We start from the raw sequence: 18,052 nt of genomic DNA, 5'->3' as shown, positions 1-18,052 counted from the left end.
GCCGTGTGCGGGCGTGAGATTACAGTCGGGCCATGGCACGCACATCGACATCCTCGAAACCCACCCGCAAGAAGAAGCGTATAGCCCCTCTCTCGTCCATGAGCGCAGGCTTGCGAAAACCTTTGACGGGCCCAATCGCGGGGGTCGACGAGGCTGGACGTGGGCCGTGGGCGGGGCCTGTGGTTGTTTCCGCCGTCATTCTGCATCGCGGCTTCATTCCCGATGGGCTAAACGATTCAAAGAAGCTCACAGAAGCGCGGCGGGAAGCTCTCTACGATCAGATCCTGACCGGCGCCGATGTCTGCATCACCATGGCTTCACCGGCGCGCATCGATGCGATGAATATCCGCGCGGCCACCTTGTGGGCGATGCGGACCGCCCTTTGCGGACTCGCAGACAAACCGGCAGCAGCTCTGATCGACGGACGGGATGTTCCAGACGGCCTCCCGTGCCCCGGCGAGGCCCTCATCGGAGGCGATGCTGCATCGCTCTCGATCGCGGCGGCCTCCATCGTTGCCAAGGTCACGCGGGATCGTCTGATGGTCCGGCTGGCGGAGGAATATCCCGGATACGGTTTTGCCGCTCACAAGGGATATGGCACGGCGCAGCACCAGGACGCGCTGAAGCGTCTCGGTCCCTGCCCGCACCACCGGCGCTCCTTCGCACCGATTAGAACCCTGCTCGCGACCGACTGAGCCCCGCCTCACGCCCGCCCTTCATACGCTCAGACGGAAACTCGCCGCGCTGTGGACGTGAGCCAACGGGGCTTTGGCAAGAAAAAAGCCGCCGGCTTAAGGGCCCGCGGCTTCAAGACATCTCATGCCCTTTCTAGCGAAGGGTCTTTCCAAGCGGATCAGTTGATCCGGCTACCGACTTCCTTGATGCTGTCGGCGAGCAGACCTTCAGCGACCTTGCCGGTGACCTTCTTTTGAAGAATCGTTTCCGCAGCCGCGATAGCGACGTCGGCGGCCTTTGCCCTGACCTCGTCCATCGCCTGGGTTTCGACCATCGCAATCTTGATCTCGGCAAGTTTGGTGCGCCGTTCGATCAGACCGTTGAGAGCGGCTTCCGTCTCCGCCGTCAGAAGCTCCGCTTCGCGCTTGGCCTCGGCGACGATCGATTCCACCTCTTCCTCGGCCTCGCAATGCCTGCGCTGATAGTCGGCGAGGAGCGCCTGTACTTCCTCGCGCAGCTTGCGCGCTTCATCCAGCTCCTTGCGAATGCCCTCGGCGCGGTCATCGAGCGAAGACGCGATCTTGCCCGGAACCTTGGCCCAGACCACGACGGCAACGAAAATGATGAGAGCGATCAGGGCCCAGAATGTTGCATCCATGATTCAGGTGTCCTCAGCTCATTGCCGCCGAAACGGCCTTCGACGTCTCGTTTTTCGTCGGGGCCTTGCCAAGCAGCGACTCGACCAGCGCATTCGTCGTCTCGCCCGCGATCTCTCTGACGTCGGCCAGAGCCGCGTCCTTGACACCGGCGACCCGCTTTTCGGCTTCGTCAAGCTTCGCGTTCAGGTCCTTTTCGACCGCGGCGCGCTTGGCCTCGGTCTCCGTGGCCAGCTTATCACGGGTGGCCTGGGCGATGCCGCTGGCCTTTCGCCGGGCCTCGGCGAGCGCCTGCTCGTAGGCCGCAATCGCGGCTTCCGTTTCCTGCTTCAGCCGTCCGGCCTCGGCAATGTCGCTAGCGATCCGGTCGCGCCGGTCTTCCAGAATGCCACCGATGCGCGGCAGCACCATCTTCGACATCATGTAATAGAAAAGGCCGAAGGTGATTGCCAGCCACAGAATCTGTGACGGGAATGTCGCACCGTTGAACGGCGGGAAGCCGCCCTCGGCGTGTCCACCGTCGTGCGGCACCTCGGTGTGCGCCGTCGTCTCAACATGCACGACGGAAGTCTCGTTCATATGGGTCTCTTGAGCCTGAGCCAAAGGCGCCTCCAGATGCCACGTACGTTACGTCGGTGCGCGACGGGCCAACCTGACGGGTGGCCTCAAGCACGACCACGCGCCGCCGTACCGGAGCACTGCATCATTCCGCGCCATGAGGGCACGGATCTCTTCGATACCGGCGTAAAGACCGCCGGCGGCTGACCTGAGGATCAGACCGCGTAGAGCAGCAGCAGGGCAATGAGCAGCGAGAAGATGCCCAGCGCTTCCGTCACAGCGAAGCCAAAGACGAGGCGGCCGAACTGGCCGTCAGCAGCAGAGGGGTTGCGCAGGGCGCCGGCGAGGTAGCTGCCGAAGATGTTGCCCAGGGCGACGGCGGCGGCGCCCATGCCGAGACAGGCGATACCGGCACCGATGTACTTAGCGGCTTCAGCTTCCATGATAGTGCTCCTTGAGTGGAATCCGCGATCTTTTGGATCAGTTAAGGGTCGTGATGGGTCTTCCCGGCACCCGGTCCTAGTGGCTCGGATGCAGAGCTTCGTTCAGGTACATGCAGGTCAGCACCGCGAACACATAGGCCTGCAAGAAGGCTACGAGTAGCTCAAGCGCCGTCAGGGCAATTGCCATGGCAAGCGGCAGAACCGCGCCGGCAACCCCGAGAGGGCCGAGAGAGCCGAGGCTGACGACGAAACCGGCGAAAACCTTCAGCGTGATGTGGCCCGCCAGCATGTTGGCGAAAAGACGAACCGAAAGGCTGACCGGGCGCGAAAGGAACGAAATGATCTCGATCGGCGTTACGAGAATGAGCAACAGCGGCGGAACGTCTGCCGGAACGAACACGTTCAGGAAACGCAGGCCGTTGCGCATCACGCCGTAGATGACCACCGTCATAATCACGATCATCGCGAGAGCGAACGTCACGATGATGTGGCTGGTGATCGTGAAGAAGTAGGGGAACATACCGAAAAGGTTGCCGATCAGGACGAACATGAAAATCGAGAACACGAACGGGAAGAATCTCATACCGTCCGTTCCAGTGGAACTTCGGAGCATGTTGGCCACGAACTCGTAGCACATCTCCGCCACCGACTGCCAACGCCCCGGGACCAGACCGCGACCGCTGGTCGCCATCATCAGGAACACCGTCGTCACCGCAACGGTGGCGACCATGAACAGCGACGAATTGGTGAAGGAGAAATCGACGCCGCCAATCTCAACGGGGAACAGATTTACGATGTGAAACTGGTGGATCGGATCGTTCGACACCGGGTCGGCCCCTCGAATCTGTTCATGCGCTGATTTACCAGCGCCCTATCAAAACTTCACGCCGAAACCAACTTGCAAATGGTCCGACCTTCGTTTCGTCCTGTCGCACAACGACCTGTCAGCGGTCGTCATGTTCCGTTTTTTCTGCCGGATCTGCGATCAAACCCGCAGAACGCAGCACATTCAACACACCGGCCGCAAATCCCAGCAGCAGGAAGACGATAAGTCCCCAGGGCTTCGTATCCAGCCACTGATCGAACAGCCAACCCATAACCGCTCCGACCGCAATGCCCGCGATAAACTCGCTCGACAGCTTCATCGCCTGGGCATAGCCCGACGAGCCGTCAGAGCGGGAGGCGCGCCTCTTTTCCGCTTCTTCGCGTTCACTGCGCTCGCTCAGCGAGCGATCCAACCGAGCCAGACGTTCGGTCAGGCCGTCATCGGGATGCGCGTCCGGCGTTTTGCCGGCGTTTTCCGGCTGTGCTCCATCCTTGGGCCTTTTCTTATCGGCCATCGCACGTTGCACCTCCGGATACGGGAAATTCGGGTCGCCCCCCGAAAAGCCGCGCGCACCATAGTCGGCACCCCCATGCCTGTCAAGAAGGCTTACGTATATGTTAAGTACCTGTTTCTTATGAATTTTACACGCCGAAGTGGCACTACTCGACACGCTCTCCGACTTTCGTATGCGTACCCCGCTACGGCAGGGCGCGATCAGACCGCCTGGAGAAAACGCTCGGCCATTGCAAGATCGACGGACACGAGCTGGGAAACGCCGCGCTCGGCCATCGTCACGCCGAAGAGACGATTCATCCGCGACATGGTGATCGGATTGTGGGTAATCACGACGAAACGGGTCTGCGTCAGACGCGCCATTTCCTCCAGAAGATCGCAGTAACGCTCGACATTTGCGTCGTCGAGCGGGGCGTCCACCTCGTCGAGCACGCAGATGGGAGCGGGGTTCGTGAGGAACACCGCAAAGATCAGCGCCATGGCGGTCAGCGCCTGTTCTCCACCGGAGAGAAGGGTCATGGTCTGCGGTTTCTTGCCCGGCGGACGGGCCACGATCTCCAGCCCCGCCTCCAGCGGATCATCCGATTCTATGAACTGCAATTCCGCGGTGCTGCCGCCGAAAAGATGGGTAAAAAGTCGCTGGAAGTGGTCATTGACCACCTCAAAGGAGGTCAGAAGGCGTTCGCGGGCCTCACAGTTGAGGTTGGAAATGCCGGTGCGCAGACGTCGGATTGCCTCGATGAGGTCGTCGCGCTCGAAAACCAGCGAATCGCGCTGGGTGAAGATTTCATGGACCTCCTCCTCCGCACGCAGGTTCACCCCGCCGAGACGTTCGCGCTCCATCTTCAGCCGCTCAAGACGAGTCTCGGTGGCCCGCACATCGGGCAACGGCGCCCCTTCGCGCAGCTCCGCGACGCCCGGCACTTCTTCGGGAGAGACTTCCAGCGCCTCATCGATCCGTTCGGCGACGTCGGCGGTGCGTGCGCGGGCCGATTCGACCCGTTCTTCCGCTCGCACCTTTCCTTCGCGCACGCTCGACAAGGCTTCGAGCGCATCGCGCGCACTGCGGTCGGCATCGCCCAGGGCGCGTCCCGCCTCAACCAGCGCGTCATCGGCCTGACTGCGGGCTTCCTCGGCGCGCGCGATCTCGCTGATCAGCGCACGGCGTTTTTCCTCGATGTCGTCGAGCCGCTCGGTCAGATCCTCGATCTCGGCGGCAGCCTCCTGCTGGCGCTCGCACAAAACGGTGAGCTGACGTTCCGCATTGGCGGCACGTTCCCGCCAGGACCGGCGTTCGCGCTCGATGCCTTCCAGACGGCGCCGACGCATGTCGTTCTCGCGCTCAAGACCGCTGGCGGTGGCACGAACTTCCGCCAGCGCCGCCCGATCGCCCGCAACTTCATTGCGAAGGCGCGCGATCTCGGCCTCCAGTGCCGAGGAATCGGTGAGCTCTGCCGAGATTTCCTCAGCCTCCGCAAGCGCCGCAGATGCTTCTTCCATATCCGCGGCCAGACGCTGCTCCGCCTCTTCCAGCGAAGCACGACGGACGTTGAGCGCGGAAAGCGCGCGTTCGGCTTCGGTCAGAGCGGTGCGAACCTGATCGAGACGCCGTTGCGCCTCGCGCGCGCCATTTCGAGCGGCCTGTTCGCCGTCGACCGCGGCGGCCACCGACGCATGACAACGTTCCAGATCGGCCTGGCGGGCCTCCGCCTCACCCGCCAGATCTTCGATGCGGACTTCCAGTTCCGCCAGCCGGTTGCGTTGGGCAAGACGCTGAGCTGCGGCGGTCGGGGCCTCGGCGGTCGCGATATAACCGTCCCAGCGCCACAGATCGCCGCCCCGCGACACAAGCCGCTGGCCGGGCTTCAGGAGAGGGAGATATTTCTGCGCCTCGTCCGGTTCGACCAGACCGATCTGTGCAAGACGTCGGGCGAGAGCGGCTGGCGCGTGGACCTGCGCGGCAAGAGGCTCCACGCCCGCAGGCAGCAGGGCCGGGTCGGCCTCATCGGGCGACGTCTCGGCCCAACGTACGGGCGCACGCTCCTCACCTCCCGTATCGAGCGGAGCATCAAGATCCTCACCGAAGGCAGCACCGAGCGCCGCCTCGTATCCCGGAGGGACCTCCACCGCATCGATGACCGGCTCCCAGTCGCCTTCGCTGGCGGTGTTGAGCAGGCTTGAGAGAGCACGGGCCTCCGCCTCGTCCTCCCCCAGCCGTCTCTCGGCTTCCGCCATAGTTTCGCGCGCCGCCGCTTCCGCCGCACGCACGGTGGCGGTGGCGCTTTCGGCGGCCTCAACGCGCAGGCCAGCCTCTTCCAACGCGGCTTCCGCCTCTTCCAGCGCGATACGGTGGGTATCGGCATCGCTCTTGGAGGAAATCTCGTCGCGAATGGCCGCCAGATCGCGGGCCATTTCACCAGTCTGGGCCTTGAAGCGGTCAAGACGCTGACGCACGTCGCGCAGATTGCATTCCGCCTGTGCGCTCCGGGCGATGAACTGGGCGTTTTCCTCTGTCTTTTGCGACAGGGCGGCCTCGCTCGCCTGCAGCTTCTCCTCTACGACGGCCACGCGTTCGGCGACTTCCTGCGTGCGTTCGACGATCGTGTCGTCTTCCGCGTTGAGCGCGCGTTCCTCTTCATCGAGGGCGGCGACGAGTTCGACGTTCTCCGACCCCATGCGCTCTTCGCGCTCGATATCCTGGGCAAGCTGTTCGCGGCGTTGCATCAGATCGTGCAGGCGCTCGCGCACACGGCGGTCTTCCGCATCGAGTTCGTTGCGCGCGATGACCAGCCGTTGCAGCGTCGCGCCAGCTTTCGCGGCCGCATCGCGCAGGTCCGGCACCTTGTGGGCGGCGATCGCCTGTTCGCGCGCGGCCGCCCCTTGCGCGGTCGCGGCTTCGTTCACCCGGGACAGGACGGCGGACAGTTCCGTTTCCGCCGCACTCAAGGCCTCGCGCGCCTCAAGCCAGCGCAGGTACAGAATGGTTGCTTCGGCCTTGCAGATCTCGCCCGACAGATTGCGATAGCGCGAAGCCTGGCGGGCCTGGCGCTTCAATCCTTCGAGCTGGCCGTCGATCTGAACCAGAACGTCTTCGAGGCGATCCAGGTTCTGTTCCGCCGCGCGCAGGCGCAGTTCCGCCTCGTGGCGACGCGAATGCAGGCCGGAGATACCGGCCGCCTCTTCCAGGATCTTACGTCGTTGCGTCGGTTTGGCCGCAATCAGTTCGCCGATGCGGCCCTGCCCAACGAGCGCATTGGAACGCGCGCCGGTGGAGGCGTCGGCAAAAAGGAGCTGCACGTCGCGGGCGCGCACATCCTTGGCGTTGATGCGATAGACGGACCCGGCCTCGCGTTCGATGCGACGGCTGACCTCCAGCAAGTCCGCATCGTTGAAGCCCTGCGGCGCGGTGCGTGCGGAATTATCCAGGAAAAGCGTCACCTCGGCCGTGTTGCGGGCCGGGCGGTTCAGGCTGCCGGAAAAGATCACGTCGTCCATGCAGGACGCGCGCATGTTCTTGTAGGAGTTCTCGCCCATCACCCAGCGAAGGGCTTCGACGAGGTTCGACTTGCCGCAACCGTTGGGGCCAACGACACCCGTCAGCCCCTCCTCGATCACGAACTCCATCGGTTCCACGAAAGACTTGAAGCCGAGCAGCCGCAGTTTCGTGAACTTCATGGCCGCCCCCCTTCGATACACGCGCAGATAAGCACGCGCGTGCAAGCGGGCCGGCCGGCCAAGGCGTTACAGAAGCGGTTTGATGATCTTGTCCAGTTGTTCAACCGTCAGCGCCCCGGGGTACTTCTCGCCGTTAATGAAAAAGGTGGGCGTCGCATTCACCCCGAATTCCTTGTTCGCCCGTTCCCTCGACGCGCTCACACCATCAAGGATTTCCTGATTCTTCAAGCACTCTTCAAAGGTCTTGTCGGTGAACCCAATCTGTTTGGCCATAGCCTTCAGGTTGCCGAGCGGATCCTTCGTAAAGGCCCACTGCCTCTGCTTGTCGAAAAACAGCTTGTTGATATCGAAGAAATTACCCGTCGACGAGCAGCGTATCAGCATAGACGCCGCAAAGGCAAGGTTGTCGAGAGGTAACTCACGGAATATGTAGTATACCTTACCTGTATCGATGTATTCTTTCTTGAGATGCCGAAAGCCAGTCTCTTCAAAATGCGCACAATGACTGCAAGTGAGCGATGCATATTCGATCACGCTGACCGGAGCATCCGGCTTGCCCAGCGACATATCTTGGAGCGGCCCCGGCTTCATCAACCCCATCGGAGAATAGCTCTCGGCAAGGGCAGGCATTGCAAAGGCCGGGGCGAACGCTGCGGCGGCTCCGACGGCGGCGGCGCGTTCCAGGAACTGTCTGCGGGTCACGGTCACGGATTTCTTCCTCAACTCAGGTGTCTTTTTCAGACGAATGATACCGCATACAGCAGCATCTCGTGGTGTTGCCGGTTCTTTCACGGCCAAGGCGAACCTGCCCGCGTGAATTTGAACCGACGATGAATGCGGCAAACACAGCCTATTTGCGACGCTTGGCGATGATAGCACGGCCGAGCCGGTCGAGCGCGGCGCGCAAGGGCGCTTCCTCGACGCCGGAAAGCCGACTTTTCAACTCCGCTTCTTCCCTTTCGTTCAAAACGCGCAAGGTGGGTATTTCCCACCGTTTTGGGCGTTTGAGCGGCTTCTGGACGATTTTGATACGCCCGATCGCCGCCCAACCGAAGAACATGTTGATGCGCTGGATCACTTGCGGGAGTTCGTGCTGCAGGAACAAGGCACTCGGCCCGTCACAACGCACGACGAGCGTGGCGGGTTCCGGAGCCTCGTCCGCGCCCTCATGCCGACGCGGCCAGTGCAGGGCCTCCGGCTGGGTCGTCTCACCGTAGCGCTCTCCCACGATATCCGGCCACAGGGCTAGCAGATCCGCGGTCGCGAACCCGCGCTTGCGGCAGGCAGGCGCCAGCGCGCCGCCGATCAGATCGGCAAGCGGGCGCACGCCGCGCCTGTTGGCACGGGACGACTTCGCTGCTGAATCGGAGGACCGGGAGGCGTTATCGTTCATGTTTTCTCTGTTGCAGGGGCGCTGGCCCGCTTCTTCGTACGGCCGGGCTCGCCACCACTATAGACCAAGGGCCGTGGTGGCGGAGTACGGCAACGGCGTGGCAAAACGCAAACATTTCCCCCTTGTCCCCATCAAATCGGGCAAGGATGCCTCAGCCCGCCCTCACGGGATCCGCCCCGGAAGGACTTGTCTTCCCGCCTAACCTGCACTTCCCTTTCCGCCATGGACCATCGATTCTCCGAGCCCTCATTTCCCGGCATCCAGGCACAAAACCTGCTCGACTGGTACGACCGCCATGCCCGCGCCCTGCCGTGGCGGGTGTCGCCCAAGGCGCGTGCGCGCGGGGTCCAGCCGGATCCTTATCGGGTATGGCTTTCCGAGGTCATGCTCCAGCAGACGACGGTTGCCGCCGTCAAGGCATACTACGAGGCGTTCACGCAAAAGTGGCCGGATGTCATCGCACTCGCCGAGGCCGGCGAAGAGGATGTCATGAAGGCCTGGGCGGGGCTCGGCTACTATTCGCGGGCCCGCAACCTGAAGGCCTGTGCCGACACCATCGCGCGAGATTACGGCGGGCTCTTTCCCGATACGGAGAACGACCTGAAGGCGCTTCCCGGAATCGGCCCCTATACCGCATCGGCGATCGCGGCGATCGCCTTCGACAGGCCCGCAACGGTGGTCGACGGCAATGTGGAGCGGGTCATAAGCCGCATTCACGCGCTGGAAACGCCCCTGCCCCAGGCAAAACCGGAAATCCGCGCGCTCACCGCCGCGGTCACGCCGCAGGATCGACCGGGCGACTTCGCGCAGGCCATGATGGATCTGGGGGCAACGCTGTGCAGCCCCAAGCGCCCCGCCTGTTCGCTTTGCCCATGGACAGAACCCTGCCGGGCGCGGGCACTCGGCACGGCGGAGACCTTTCCGCGCAAGGCGGTGAAGGCGGCCAAACCGACACGGCGCGGCATGGCCTTCGTGGCGGTGCGCGAGGACAGAGCCGTCCTGCTGCGTCGCCGCCCGCCGAAGGGACTGCTGGGCGGCATGAGCGAACCGCCGACGAGCGTGTTGGCGGAGGATGCGGCGACGGACGACCTCAGCCTTGCGCCGCTCGATCTCGACTGGCGACGGCTCATGGCGCCGGTGCGCCATACGTTCACGCATTTTCATCTGGAAATGACGGTCTGGCGAGCGGATGTACCGTCGACGACACCGGCACCGGACGGCCATTGGTGGTCGCCCGCCGATGCGCTCAACGGCGAAGCCCTGCCGACGGTGATGAAAAAGGCCGTCACGGCCGGGTTGTCCGGCGCCTAGACAGCTCTCTTCCGCGAAATCCGGAAGGGGCCGGCCAGGCCCTGCTCACACGACGACCTATTCGCCCCCGCCCTTCTCTTCCTTGCTGTCAATCTCCCGGCTCGGGCAGAGGAGATGGAACGTCGTGCCCCGCCCCTCCTACGTATCGACGATGATGTGGCCGCCATTGGCATGGACGCGGTTTCTGACCCGCGACAAGCCGATGCCGAGCGTTTCGCCGACCAGCTTGGAGGATTGCTTGGTGGAATAGAACGGATCGAAGGCGTTGGCGAATTCGGACGCGGACATACCACGTCCGCTGTCGGTCACGCTGATATCGCCATATTCGCCGTTCAGCGCCGCGCCGCAGGTTGAGCAATTCACATCGCCGTCGAAGGCCGACATCACAACCTTGATGGAGATTTGACCTCCGCCTTCCACCGCATCGCGGCCATTGCCGATCACTTCACTCAGGACCAGAGCCAGATCGTCGAACTCGACGCCGACGGCATCCATGTCTTCGTCCATTTCCAACGACAGCGAGACATTCCCGGGCAGGGTCTGCTGTTCGATCTTCGCGATGCCGCGCACCACCGGCCCCACCGCCTGCACACCTTGCGACAGACAGGAATCCAGCGAGATGGCGGAAATCCGCCCCAGCACGTCGCGCAACCGGTTGGCGCCGGTCAGCACCTTCTCGATGTCGGCCCGAATGTCGGCCTGGGCATTCTCTTCAGCGGTATCGGCCGCCATTTCCGCGTAATTGATGATCGGAGAGAGCAGATTGTTGAAGTGGTGGGAAAGCTGATCGGCGAGACGCATCTCGCGTTCCTGTCGGCTCTGTTCGGCGGTGATATCGCGGCCGACGGAAACCAGATGCGTCACCCTCCCCGTCTTGTCGACAAGGGGCGAGATGATCTTGCTCTCGTAAAAGAGCGAGCCGTCCTTGCGCCGGTTGACCAGGACGGTGCGAACGGTTTTTCGCGCGCGGACCTTGCGCCACAACGCCGTGTAGAAGGCATCCGGCTGACGATCCGACTTGAACAGGCGCGGCGTATTACCGACGATCTCCTCGCGCGAATAGCCCGTCAGCCGTTCGACCGCGGGATTGGCGAACAGGATGGTCGCGTCCGGCGTCGTCACATAGACCAGCTCGTCGCTTTGTTCGATCAGCTGGGCGTAGATCTGCAGGCGCCATCTCTCACGTTCCGCATGCGCCCGCCAGCGCCCCAACAAGACCGCCATAGGGACAAGCAACAGCAGGAGAATGCCGGTCACGGCAATCATGACCCGCAACCGCTCCCGGGAGCTGGAATAGAGCATGTCGCGGGGAACGATCGTGAGCAGATCCAGCAGGGCTCCGCGCTGACGATGTTGCGCATCTCGTCGCTGATCACGTTGGGACTGGACGCGTGGCTGTTCAGATTGACGCGATTGAAGGCGAACTGGCCCTGCGGGGTCTCCACCAGTCCGCCGATGGGTCTGTCCAATATGCCCTCAAGCCCCTCAACCGCCTTGATCGTGCGATCGTGGCCGAGCTGGAAGCCCCAGATCGCCGTGAGATCGTCGCTGTACAACCAGTAGCCTTGCCGGTTGACCAGCCAGTAGCCGAGTTCGGAGTTGCGATCCCGATTGGCAAGGAGACCGAGGATCTGCTCCTGATTGAGATTGAGCACGAGAAGACCGTGCCTGCTGCCATCGTCACCGAAAATCGGTTGAGCAAGGCGCAGGGTCGGACGCGGAGGCATCTCGATCTTCTTATGTTCGACATTGAGATCGAAGCGCGAGACGTAGACGTCGCCGCGCGCCATGTGGATGCCCTTCTTGAAATACGGGCAGTGCCCCTTGTTCTGCAATTCATCCGGCGGAACGAGTTCAGCCCGGCCGTTGCGGTAGTTCACCCGCACCTGTTCCATGCCATAGGTATCAAGCAGACGGATCTGATCGTAGATCCGGCAATGGCGCACGAAGCGCGCGAATTACTCGGCAAGGACCGTGTTCACGGTCGGAAGATCGATCTCGGCGGACGCCTGCTCGATCAGCAGGGAAAGATCCCTGGCCGCCTCGCGCACCGGCGCAAACAGCGTGTCGCTCGCCACGCGAAGCGCCGCCGTCTGGCACGCGGCCCATTGGCGGCGTCCGTATAGGCATTAGCCCAATGCAGGACGCCCAACGCCAGAAGGACCGGAATGGCGGGCAGGATATAAAAGGAGACAGCCGCGGTCAGCGTCTTCCTCAGCAGACTGTCCGTTGATCTCACGAAACACCTCGCCTGAGTGCAGACCGGACATCCGATCCCGTCCCGTTATATTCCCCATTCGGTATAAACTACAATGCGGAACGTACGTTATTTTTAATATCCGTTTCGTATAATTACCTACCCACAAGCGTTAATATCCCATTACCGTTACCCATAGAGAATAGATTATTTGATATAATTATTTTTCTCTGATCGAGTTATTTTATCTCCTTAACGACAGACATGAGCCATCCAGGCGGACAAATCATCCGCCGGGACAGCCTCGTACCTTCGGTAAAGGCGGAGCGCGTCGCGCCGCTACTGAAATGCTGTTTCCGCAAAGCTGCGCAATTTGCGCGAATGCAGGCGCTCCTTCGGCACGGAACGCAGCTTTTCCATCGCCCGGATGCCGATCTCGAGGTGCTGGGCGACCTGGCGCTTGTAGAATTCCGTCGCCATGTCGTGCAGCTTCAGTTCCCCGTGCAGGGGCTTGTCGGAGACGCAGAGAAGCGTGCCATAAGGCACGCGGAAGCGGAAACCGTTGGCGGCGATGGTGGCCGATTCCATGTCCAGCGCAATGGCCCGCGACTGCGAAAACCGGCGCACCGACTCGCGGTGGTCACGCAGTTCCCAGTTGCGATTGTCGATGGAGGCGACCGTACCCGTTCGCATGACGCGCTTCAGCTCATAGCCTTCCAGCCCGGTGACTTCTGCGACCACCTCCTCCACCGCGACCTGCACTTCCGCCAGAGTCGGGATCGGCACCCAGGTCGGCAGGTCGTCGTCGAGCACATGATCTTCGCGCACGTAGCCGTGGGCCAGCACATAATCGCCGAGCTTCTGGCTGTTTCGCAAGCCCGCACAATGGCCGAGCATCAGCCAGGCATGGGGCCGAAGCACCGCGATATGGTCGGTGATCGTCTTGGGTTCGACGGCCCCACGCCGATATTGACCCATCGTGATGCCGCGCCCGCCGGGCGCCGTCAGGTGATAGGCGGGCATCTGGGGAAGACGCGCCGGCGCGACGCTTGATGAAGGCGCCTCTTCACCGCGCAGGGTAATCAGATTGCCGGGTTCCACGAAATTCTCGTAACCGTGGGTTCCCTCGCTCAGCAGCGCACGGGCGGTCCGGCAGAACTCGTCGATATAGAACCGGTAGTCGGTAAAGAGCATATAGTTCTGGAAATGCTCCGCGGCCGTGGTGCTGCAGGCGCTGGAGCGAATAATCGATGCGCGGGGCTGTGAACGGCGCCAGGGGATAGCATCCGCCGGGCGGGACTTCACAGGTACCGTTGGCGATCGCCATCGTCCATGATGGCGAGATCCGGCACGTCGAACAGGTCGGCGAGCAGCCTCTCGTGCTCGTAACTCTCCGCCCCGTTCACGTTGGTTCCGTCTATAAAGGCGAAATTTAACGGTATCGGGGTTTCCGATTCTCCCACTTCAACCGGCACGCCGTGATTGCGGATCAACAGCTCGATCTGCTCCTCCAGATAGGAGGCGAACAGATCGGGTCGCGTGATAGTGGTGCCGTGTTGACCGGGACCGGCCACAGAACCGTAGGAAATCCGCTGATCGAGCCGCGCGTGGCTCGAGGTGGTCATGCGGACTTCCGGATAGCAGGCGCGCACCTTGGCCTGCGGCACGACGCCTGCGGAGAGCTGCGCGAAGCGCTCTCGCAGAAAAGCCGTGTTTCTGTCAAAAATCTGCTGCAGGCGTTCGATGGCGGCGCGCGCATCGCTGAATGCTTCGAACGGTATCGTCGCAGGCTGCTCAGGCTTCGACGAGACGACTTGCGAGGGCTGGGTCCAGCGGTCGGCCACAATAAACACTCCGGCTGTCGATCTTGGCCCGCAGGGGTCGGACACAATAGCGGCAGGGTCAAGCGTTCTCCACCGGAACGCGAGCGTTTAATCTGAATTGAGGAGCACTATGAACAGCTTCGACGAGATCTTCGAACTGGCTGCCAAACGGCACGACGGTAACGAAGCCGTGGAGGCGAAAATCGCGGATCTGGTTCCCAAAGCACCCGACGAACTCGCTGCCATTCCTGATGACCGCTGGCTGTCGATGATTTCCAAATGCGTTTTCCAGGCAGGTTTCTCATGGAAGGTAATCGAAGCCAAATGGCCGGGCTTCGAGGAGGCGCTGTGGAATTTCGACCCCAGGCGCTGCGCGATGATGTCGGATGACGATCTCGACGCTCTTCTTTCCGACAAGCGGATGGTGCGCAACGCGGTGAAGATCATGTCGGTGCGCGACAACGCGGCAATGCTGTGCGAGCTGGCGGACGAACACGGCTCGGCGGCGGAGCTGCTCGGACGCTGGCCGGTTGCCGATCACATCGGGTTGACGGATCTCATGAAACACAAGGGCAGCCGACTGGGCGGAACGACGGGGCAGCGTGCGCTGCGCTTCATGGGCCGCGACGGCTTCATCCTGAGCACCTCCGTCATTGCCGCTCTCGCTCGCGAAAAGGTTGTCGAACGCGCCGTCTTTTCCCGCCACGCACTGACCTCGGTCCAGGGCGCGTTTAATGGCTGGGTCCGGGAATCCGGCCGTCCGATGATGCAGGTGAGCCAGGTTCTGGCGCTGTCGGTCGAGGAATGAAGGCGGACGTCGTGTTAAACGCCCGGTTGTTTTACAGGCGCTTAACAATTTAGTCAGGAAGTTTAACTTCCATAAATAAATGATTGATTAAAAATAAAATTTTTCCTTCGTCTTTAACACTCGATTTACCTAATCCGGTAACCATAACACTCGTAATTGCGTAAGGTATTGCGTCGCAATGAGTGTACTGCGTACAGGGGCGTCGGCAACGGCGCCCCGCTACCCCTCTCTTCCCGGCACCGGTTCCGACCGTAAGCCGGATTGGCTCGACACCATCCTCGTTGGCGACTGCGTCGCGGCGTTGGAGAAGCTGCCGAAGCATTCGGTGGACGTGGTCTTCGCGGACCCGCCCTACAATCTTCAGCTCGGCAGCGATCTTCACCGGCCCGACCACTCGAAGGTCGACGCGTGCGATGATGCCTGGGATCAATTCGCCAGTTTCGAAGCTTATGACGCCTTCACACGAGCCTGGCTGCTCGCCGTGAAACGCGTTCTCAAGCCGACCGGGACGCTGTGGGTCATCGGCTCCTATCACAACATCTTCCGCGTCGGCGCGAAGATACAGGATCTGGGCTTCTGGCTCCTGAACGATGTCGTCTGGCTGAAGTCGAACCCGATGCCGAACTTCCGCGGCAAACGGTTCACCAATGCCCACGAGACGATGATCTGGGCGACACCGTCCAAGGACGCCAAGGGCTACACCTTCAATTATGAGGCGCTGAAGTCGTTCAACGACGACCTTCAGATGCGCTCTGACTGGCATCTGCCGCTTTGCACCGGCGGCGAGCGGTTGAAGGACGAGAACGGCGAAAAGGTCCACCCGACCCAGAAGCCGGAAACGCTGCTCTATCGCGTGCTGCTGTCCTCGACCAATCCGGGAGATGTGGTGCTCGATCCCTTCTTCGGCACCGGCACGACCGGGGCGGTGGCAAAAAAACTCGGCCGTCACTTCGTCGGCGTGGAGCGCCAGCGCAGCTATATCGAGGCTGCGGAAAAGCGCATCGCAGCAATCGAGCCGGGCGAAGGCGAGATGCTGGAGATCACCAAGGGCAAGCGCGCGCAAAAGCGCATTCCCTTCGGCACATTGCTGGAGGCGGAGCTCCTGAAGCCGGGCACAGAACTGACCTGTTCGCGCGGCAAGCACCGCGCGGTGGTGCGGGCCGACGGCTCTCTCGTTTCCGGCGAGTTCACCGGCTCGATCCACAAGGTCGGCGCGCTCGTTCAGGGCGCCGAGGCCTGCAACGGATGGACCTATTGGCATTTCGCGCGCGGCAACGTTCTGGAGCCGATCGATACGCTGCGCCAGGAAATCAGATCCAGCATGCCGCGGTAATGAGTAACAGGCACGCTGGCCGTTCGCATCCCCGCGAACATGAACACCCCTTCGCCCGCAACGGTGAGGGGGCGTTTGTTTGGGAAACCCAACGCACAAGCTGATCCGCGCACGTCTATCGCGACGGATATGACGTTGATGCGGAATATGTCGTCATCAACGATGACGAACTCAGCTAAAAATCTCCTATTTCAAGCAAATAATGCATCTTCCGCATTATTTTTCTATATATACAAATATTATTACGATATTTTCTTCTTAACTATTTTTTATATTAATTTCTAATTAATATAACTAATCAATCTACCCATCAATTTTTACGTGTATTTCAAATCTTAAAATTCTTACAAATACCAATATTTACATATGAATATTGACTTCTGATATTTTTTACTACTTTCGGAGGCATGTCATCGCCTGTGCGGCATTCATAATTTGTCCGCCCAATCGAGCCTCAGTTCCCATGTTTCCCCTGCCCGCCGCGGATATCGGCACTGCTGCCGCCGACGTCGTATCCTCCGTCCTGCAAAGCCTGCTGACATCCAGAGGCATTGCCAGTCACTACGAGAACCTCGGCTACAGCCCGAGAGACCCGGAGCCAAGGCGTTGGCTGAGTTTCGAAATCGGAGGGCAGGAATATCTCTTCCATGACGGGCACCTGCTGGAACGCGGCCGCGATCGCTGGGATCGGCTCGAACGCTACCTGAGCGAAGACGACGACGCCCTGATTGCCGACAAGAACGGAACGAAGGAGATGCTGGCCCGCCACGGGTTCAGCACCCCGCGCGGGAAGGTTTTCCGGCGCAAGAACATCCAGGACGCACGCGCCGCGTTCGGCAAGTTGCCCAAGCCGCTCTGCGTCAAGCCGAACAACGGGTCTCACGGCGACTGCACCTTTCCCCGGATTACGGAACGGCGCTGGTACAATGCGGCACTGTACCGGGTCGCCGCACGCTATTGCAGGATCCTCGTGGAGCAGAGCGTCGAGGGCGCCGTTCACCGCTTTTTCTACGTCCGCCCGCATGTCGTCGCGGTCAAGGTGCTTTGCCCGCCGCGGGCAACCGGCGACGGAAAATCCACGGTCGCCGACCTGTTGAAAGCGCTGAATGCGGAACGGCGGGAACGGAACCTGCCGCTCCACACCGAACTCGACATAAACGACGACGACATGTGCTGCGCCCTCGCCCTGCAGGGTTACGCCCCGGAGAACATCCCCGAAAAAGGCGAGGTTGTGCGCTTCAGCCGTGTCAGCAACGGGTCGGCGGGCACCGTCTCGATCAACTGCCTGGATAAGGTTCATCCCGGCTACCTCGACCTCATGGCACAAGCCTGCGATCTCTTCCCGAGCCTTCAGTTCGCCGGGATCGACGTCATCCTGCGCGACAGGCGCGAAGCTCCGAGCGACGACAATCACTGGATCCTCGAGGTCAACGCCAGTCCCTGCGCGGCGACCTACTACTACCCATGGGGAGGCGAGAAGATCGATGTCCTCTCCCCCCTCGTCGACCGACTGATCGAACTCGCCACATGACGCGAATCCCTCGGGCCGCACGTGTCCATCATCCAGGAGCTATCCTTGCAAACGCCCCCCAAACCCGACCGCGATGAGGTTGTCCACTGGCTGCACCTCCACGTCGCCACGGCGCTCAGTGAGAGTTCCGAAGCTGTCGACGTGAACGTGCCCCTGACGAAATTCGACCTGGATTCCGTTGACTCGGTCATGATGGCCGTGGATCTGGAAAAGCGATTTTCAGTACCGGTTCACCCGGAGCTTTTCCTCAATGCCGACAAGTCCCTCGTCGAAGTCGCGGATCTCATCTGCAAGACCCCGGCGGCGTAGG

At 61.5% G+C, this 18,052-nt stretch carries 16 protein-coding genes and 1 pseudogene; 6 read left to right on the top strand and 11 right to left on the bottom strand.

All coding sequences use genetic code 11. The features are described 5' to 3' along the window. Window positions 1-98: 98 nt before the first annotated feature. Window positions 99-695 carry a ribonuclease HII gene (locus QNJ43_RS05015; RefSeq protein ID WP_300467970.1) on the top strand — a complete coding sequence of 199 codons (597 nt, stop codon included), beginning with the start codon at window positions 99-101 and terminating at the stop codon, window positions 693-695. Window positions 696-853: 158 nt separating this feature from the next. Here QNJ43_RS05015 and QNJ43_RS05010 read toward each other — a convergent pair whose 3' ends face one another. The 8 genes from QNJ43_RS05010 to QNJ43_RS04975 form a co-directional block, all read right to left on the bottom strand. After that, window positions 854-1,333 carry an ATP F0F1 synthase subunit B gene (locus QNJ43_RS05010; protein ID WP_300467884.1) on the bottom strand — a complete coding sequence of 160 codons (480 nt, stop codon included), beginning with the start codon at window positions 1,331-1,333 and terminating at the stop codon, window positions 854-856. Between the two features lie 13 nt (window positions 1,334-1,346). Then, window positions 1,347-1,934: a F0F1 ATP synthase subunit B gene (locus QNJ43_RS05005; protein ID WP_300467882.1), complete on the bottom strand. Its 588-nt coding sequence runs from the start codon at window positions 1,932-1,934 to the stop codon at window positions 1,347-1,349. 170 nt (window positions 1,935-2,104) lie between these two features. Continuing rightward, complete coding sequence (locus QNJ43_RS05000; protein WP_300467880.1) at window positions 2,105-2,332, bottom strand: F0F1 ATP synthase subunit C; 228 nt, start codon at window positions 2,330-2,332, stop codon at window positions 2,105-2,107. Window positions 2,333-2,408: 76 nt separating this feature from the next. Continuing rightward, a complete protein-coding gene (locus QNJ43_RS04995; RefSeq protein WP_300467878.1) occupies window positions 2,409-3,158 on the bottom strand; it encodes a F0F1 ATP synthase subunit A in 750 nt (249 codons plus the stop codon). Window positions 3,159-3,276: 118 nt separating this feature from the next. After that, window positions 3,277-3,672, bottom strand: coding sequence for an AtpZ/AtpI family protein (locus QNJ43_RS04990; protein WP_300467968.1), 396 nt, complete (start codon window positions 3,670-3,672; stop codon window positions 3,277-3,279). 200 nt (window positions 3,673-3,872) lie between these two features. Beyond that, window positions 3,873-7,346: a chromosome segregation protein SMC gene (gene smc / locus QNJ43_RS04985; RefSeq protein WP_300467876.1), complete on the bottom strand. Its 3,474-nt coding sequence runs from the start codon at window positions 7,344-7,346 to the stop codon at window positions 3,873-3,875. 66 nt (window positions 7,347-7,412) lie between these two features. Beyond that, on the bottom strand, window positions 7,413-8,138 hold the full coding sequence (locus tag QNJ43_RS04980) for a DsbA family protein (RefSeq protein ID WP_346432856.1): 726 nt from the start codon (window positions 8,136-8,138) through the stop codon (window positions 7,413-7,415). 58 nt (window positions 8,139-8,196) lie between these two features. After that, on the bottom strand, window positions 8,197-8,739 hold the full coding sequence (locus QNJ43_RS04975) for a DciA family protein (RefSeq protein WP_300467874.1): 543 nt from the start codon (window positions 8,737-8,739) through the stop codon (window positions 8,197-8,199). 222 nt (window positions 8,740-8,961) lie between these two features. Here QNJ43_RS04975 and mutY point away from each other — a divergent pair, with 222 nt between their 5' ends. After that, entirely contained in the window at window positions 8,962-10,050 is a 1,089-nt protein-coding gene (mutY, locus tag QNJ43_RS04970; protein WP_300467872.1) for an A/G-specific adenine glycosylase, read from the top strand. A gap of 138 nt (window positions 10,051-10,188) precedes the next feature. Here mutY and QNJ43_RS04965 read toward each other — a convergent pair whose 3' ends face one another. The 3 genes and pseudogenes from QNJ43_RS04965 to QNJ43_RS04955 form a co-directional block, all read right to left on the bottom strand. Next, on the bottom strand, window positions 10,189-11,352 hold the full coding sequence (locus QNJ43_RS04965) for a PAS domain S-box protein (protein ID WP_300467871.1): 1,164 nt from the start codon (window positions 11,350-11,352) through the stop codon (window positions 10,189-10,191). Further along, entirely contained in the window at window positions 11,313-11,996 is a 684-nt protein-coding gene (locus QNJ43_RS04960; RefSeq protein WP_300467869.1) for a cache domain-containing protein, read from the bottom strand. Before QNJ43_RS04960 ends, QNJ43_RS04965 begins: the two co-directional genes overlap by 40 nt. A gap of 590 nt (window positions 11,997-12,586) precedes the next feature. Further along, window positions 12,587-14,028: pseudogene (locus QNJ43_RS04955) on the bottom strand (AMP nucleosidase). Between the two features lie 172 nt (window positions 14,029-14,200). On the opposite strand from QNJ43_RS04955, the gene QNJ43_RS04950 reads away from it, so the two are divergent. From QNJ43_RS04950 to QNJ43_RS04935, 4 genes are all read left to right on the top strand, one after another. Beyond that, on the top strand, window positions 14,201-14,878 hold the full coding sequence (locus QNJ43_RS04950) for a DNA-3-methyladenine glycosylase I (protein WP_300467867.1): 678 nt from the start codon (window positions 14,201-14,203) through the stop codon (window positions 14,876-14,878). A gap of 178 nt (window positions 14,879-15,056) precedes the next feature. Beyond that, window positions 15,057-16,211: a site-specific DNA-methyltransferase gene (locus tag QNJ43_RS04945; RefSeq protein WP_300467865.1), complete on the top strand. Its 1,155-nt coding sequence runs from the start codon at window positions 15,057-15,059 to the stop codon at window positions 16,209-16,211. A gap of 463 nt (window positions 16,212-16,674) precedes the next feature. Beyond that, window positions 16,675-17,742, top strand: a complete 1,068-nt coding sequence (locus tag QNJ43_RS04940) for a hypothetical protein (protein WP_300467863.1) — start codon at window positions 16,675-16,677, stop codon at window positions 17,740-17,742. Window positions 17,743-17,763: 21 nt separating this feature from the next. Further along, window positions 17,764-18,051: an acyl carrier protein gene (locus QNJ43_RS04935; RefSeq protein ID WP_300467861.1), complete on the top strand. Its 288-nt coding sequence runs from the start codon at window positions 17,764-17,766 to the stop codon at window positions 18,049-18,051. Window position 18,052: the final 1 nt, after the last annotated feature.

The sequence above is a fragment of the Breoghania sp. genome (assembly GCF_030066895.1).
Classification (GTDB): Bacteria; Pseudomonadota; Alphaproteobacteria; order Rhizobiales; family Stappiaceae; genus Breoghania.
This window is presented reverse-complemented; position numbering and strand designations above follow the sequence as displayed.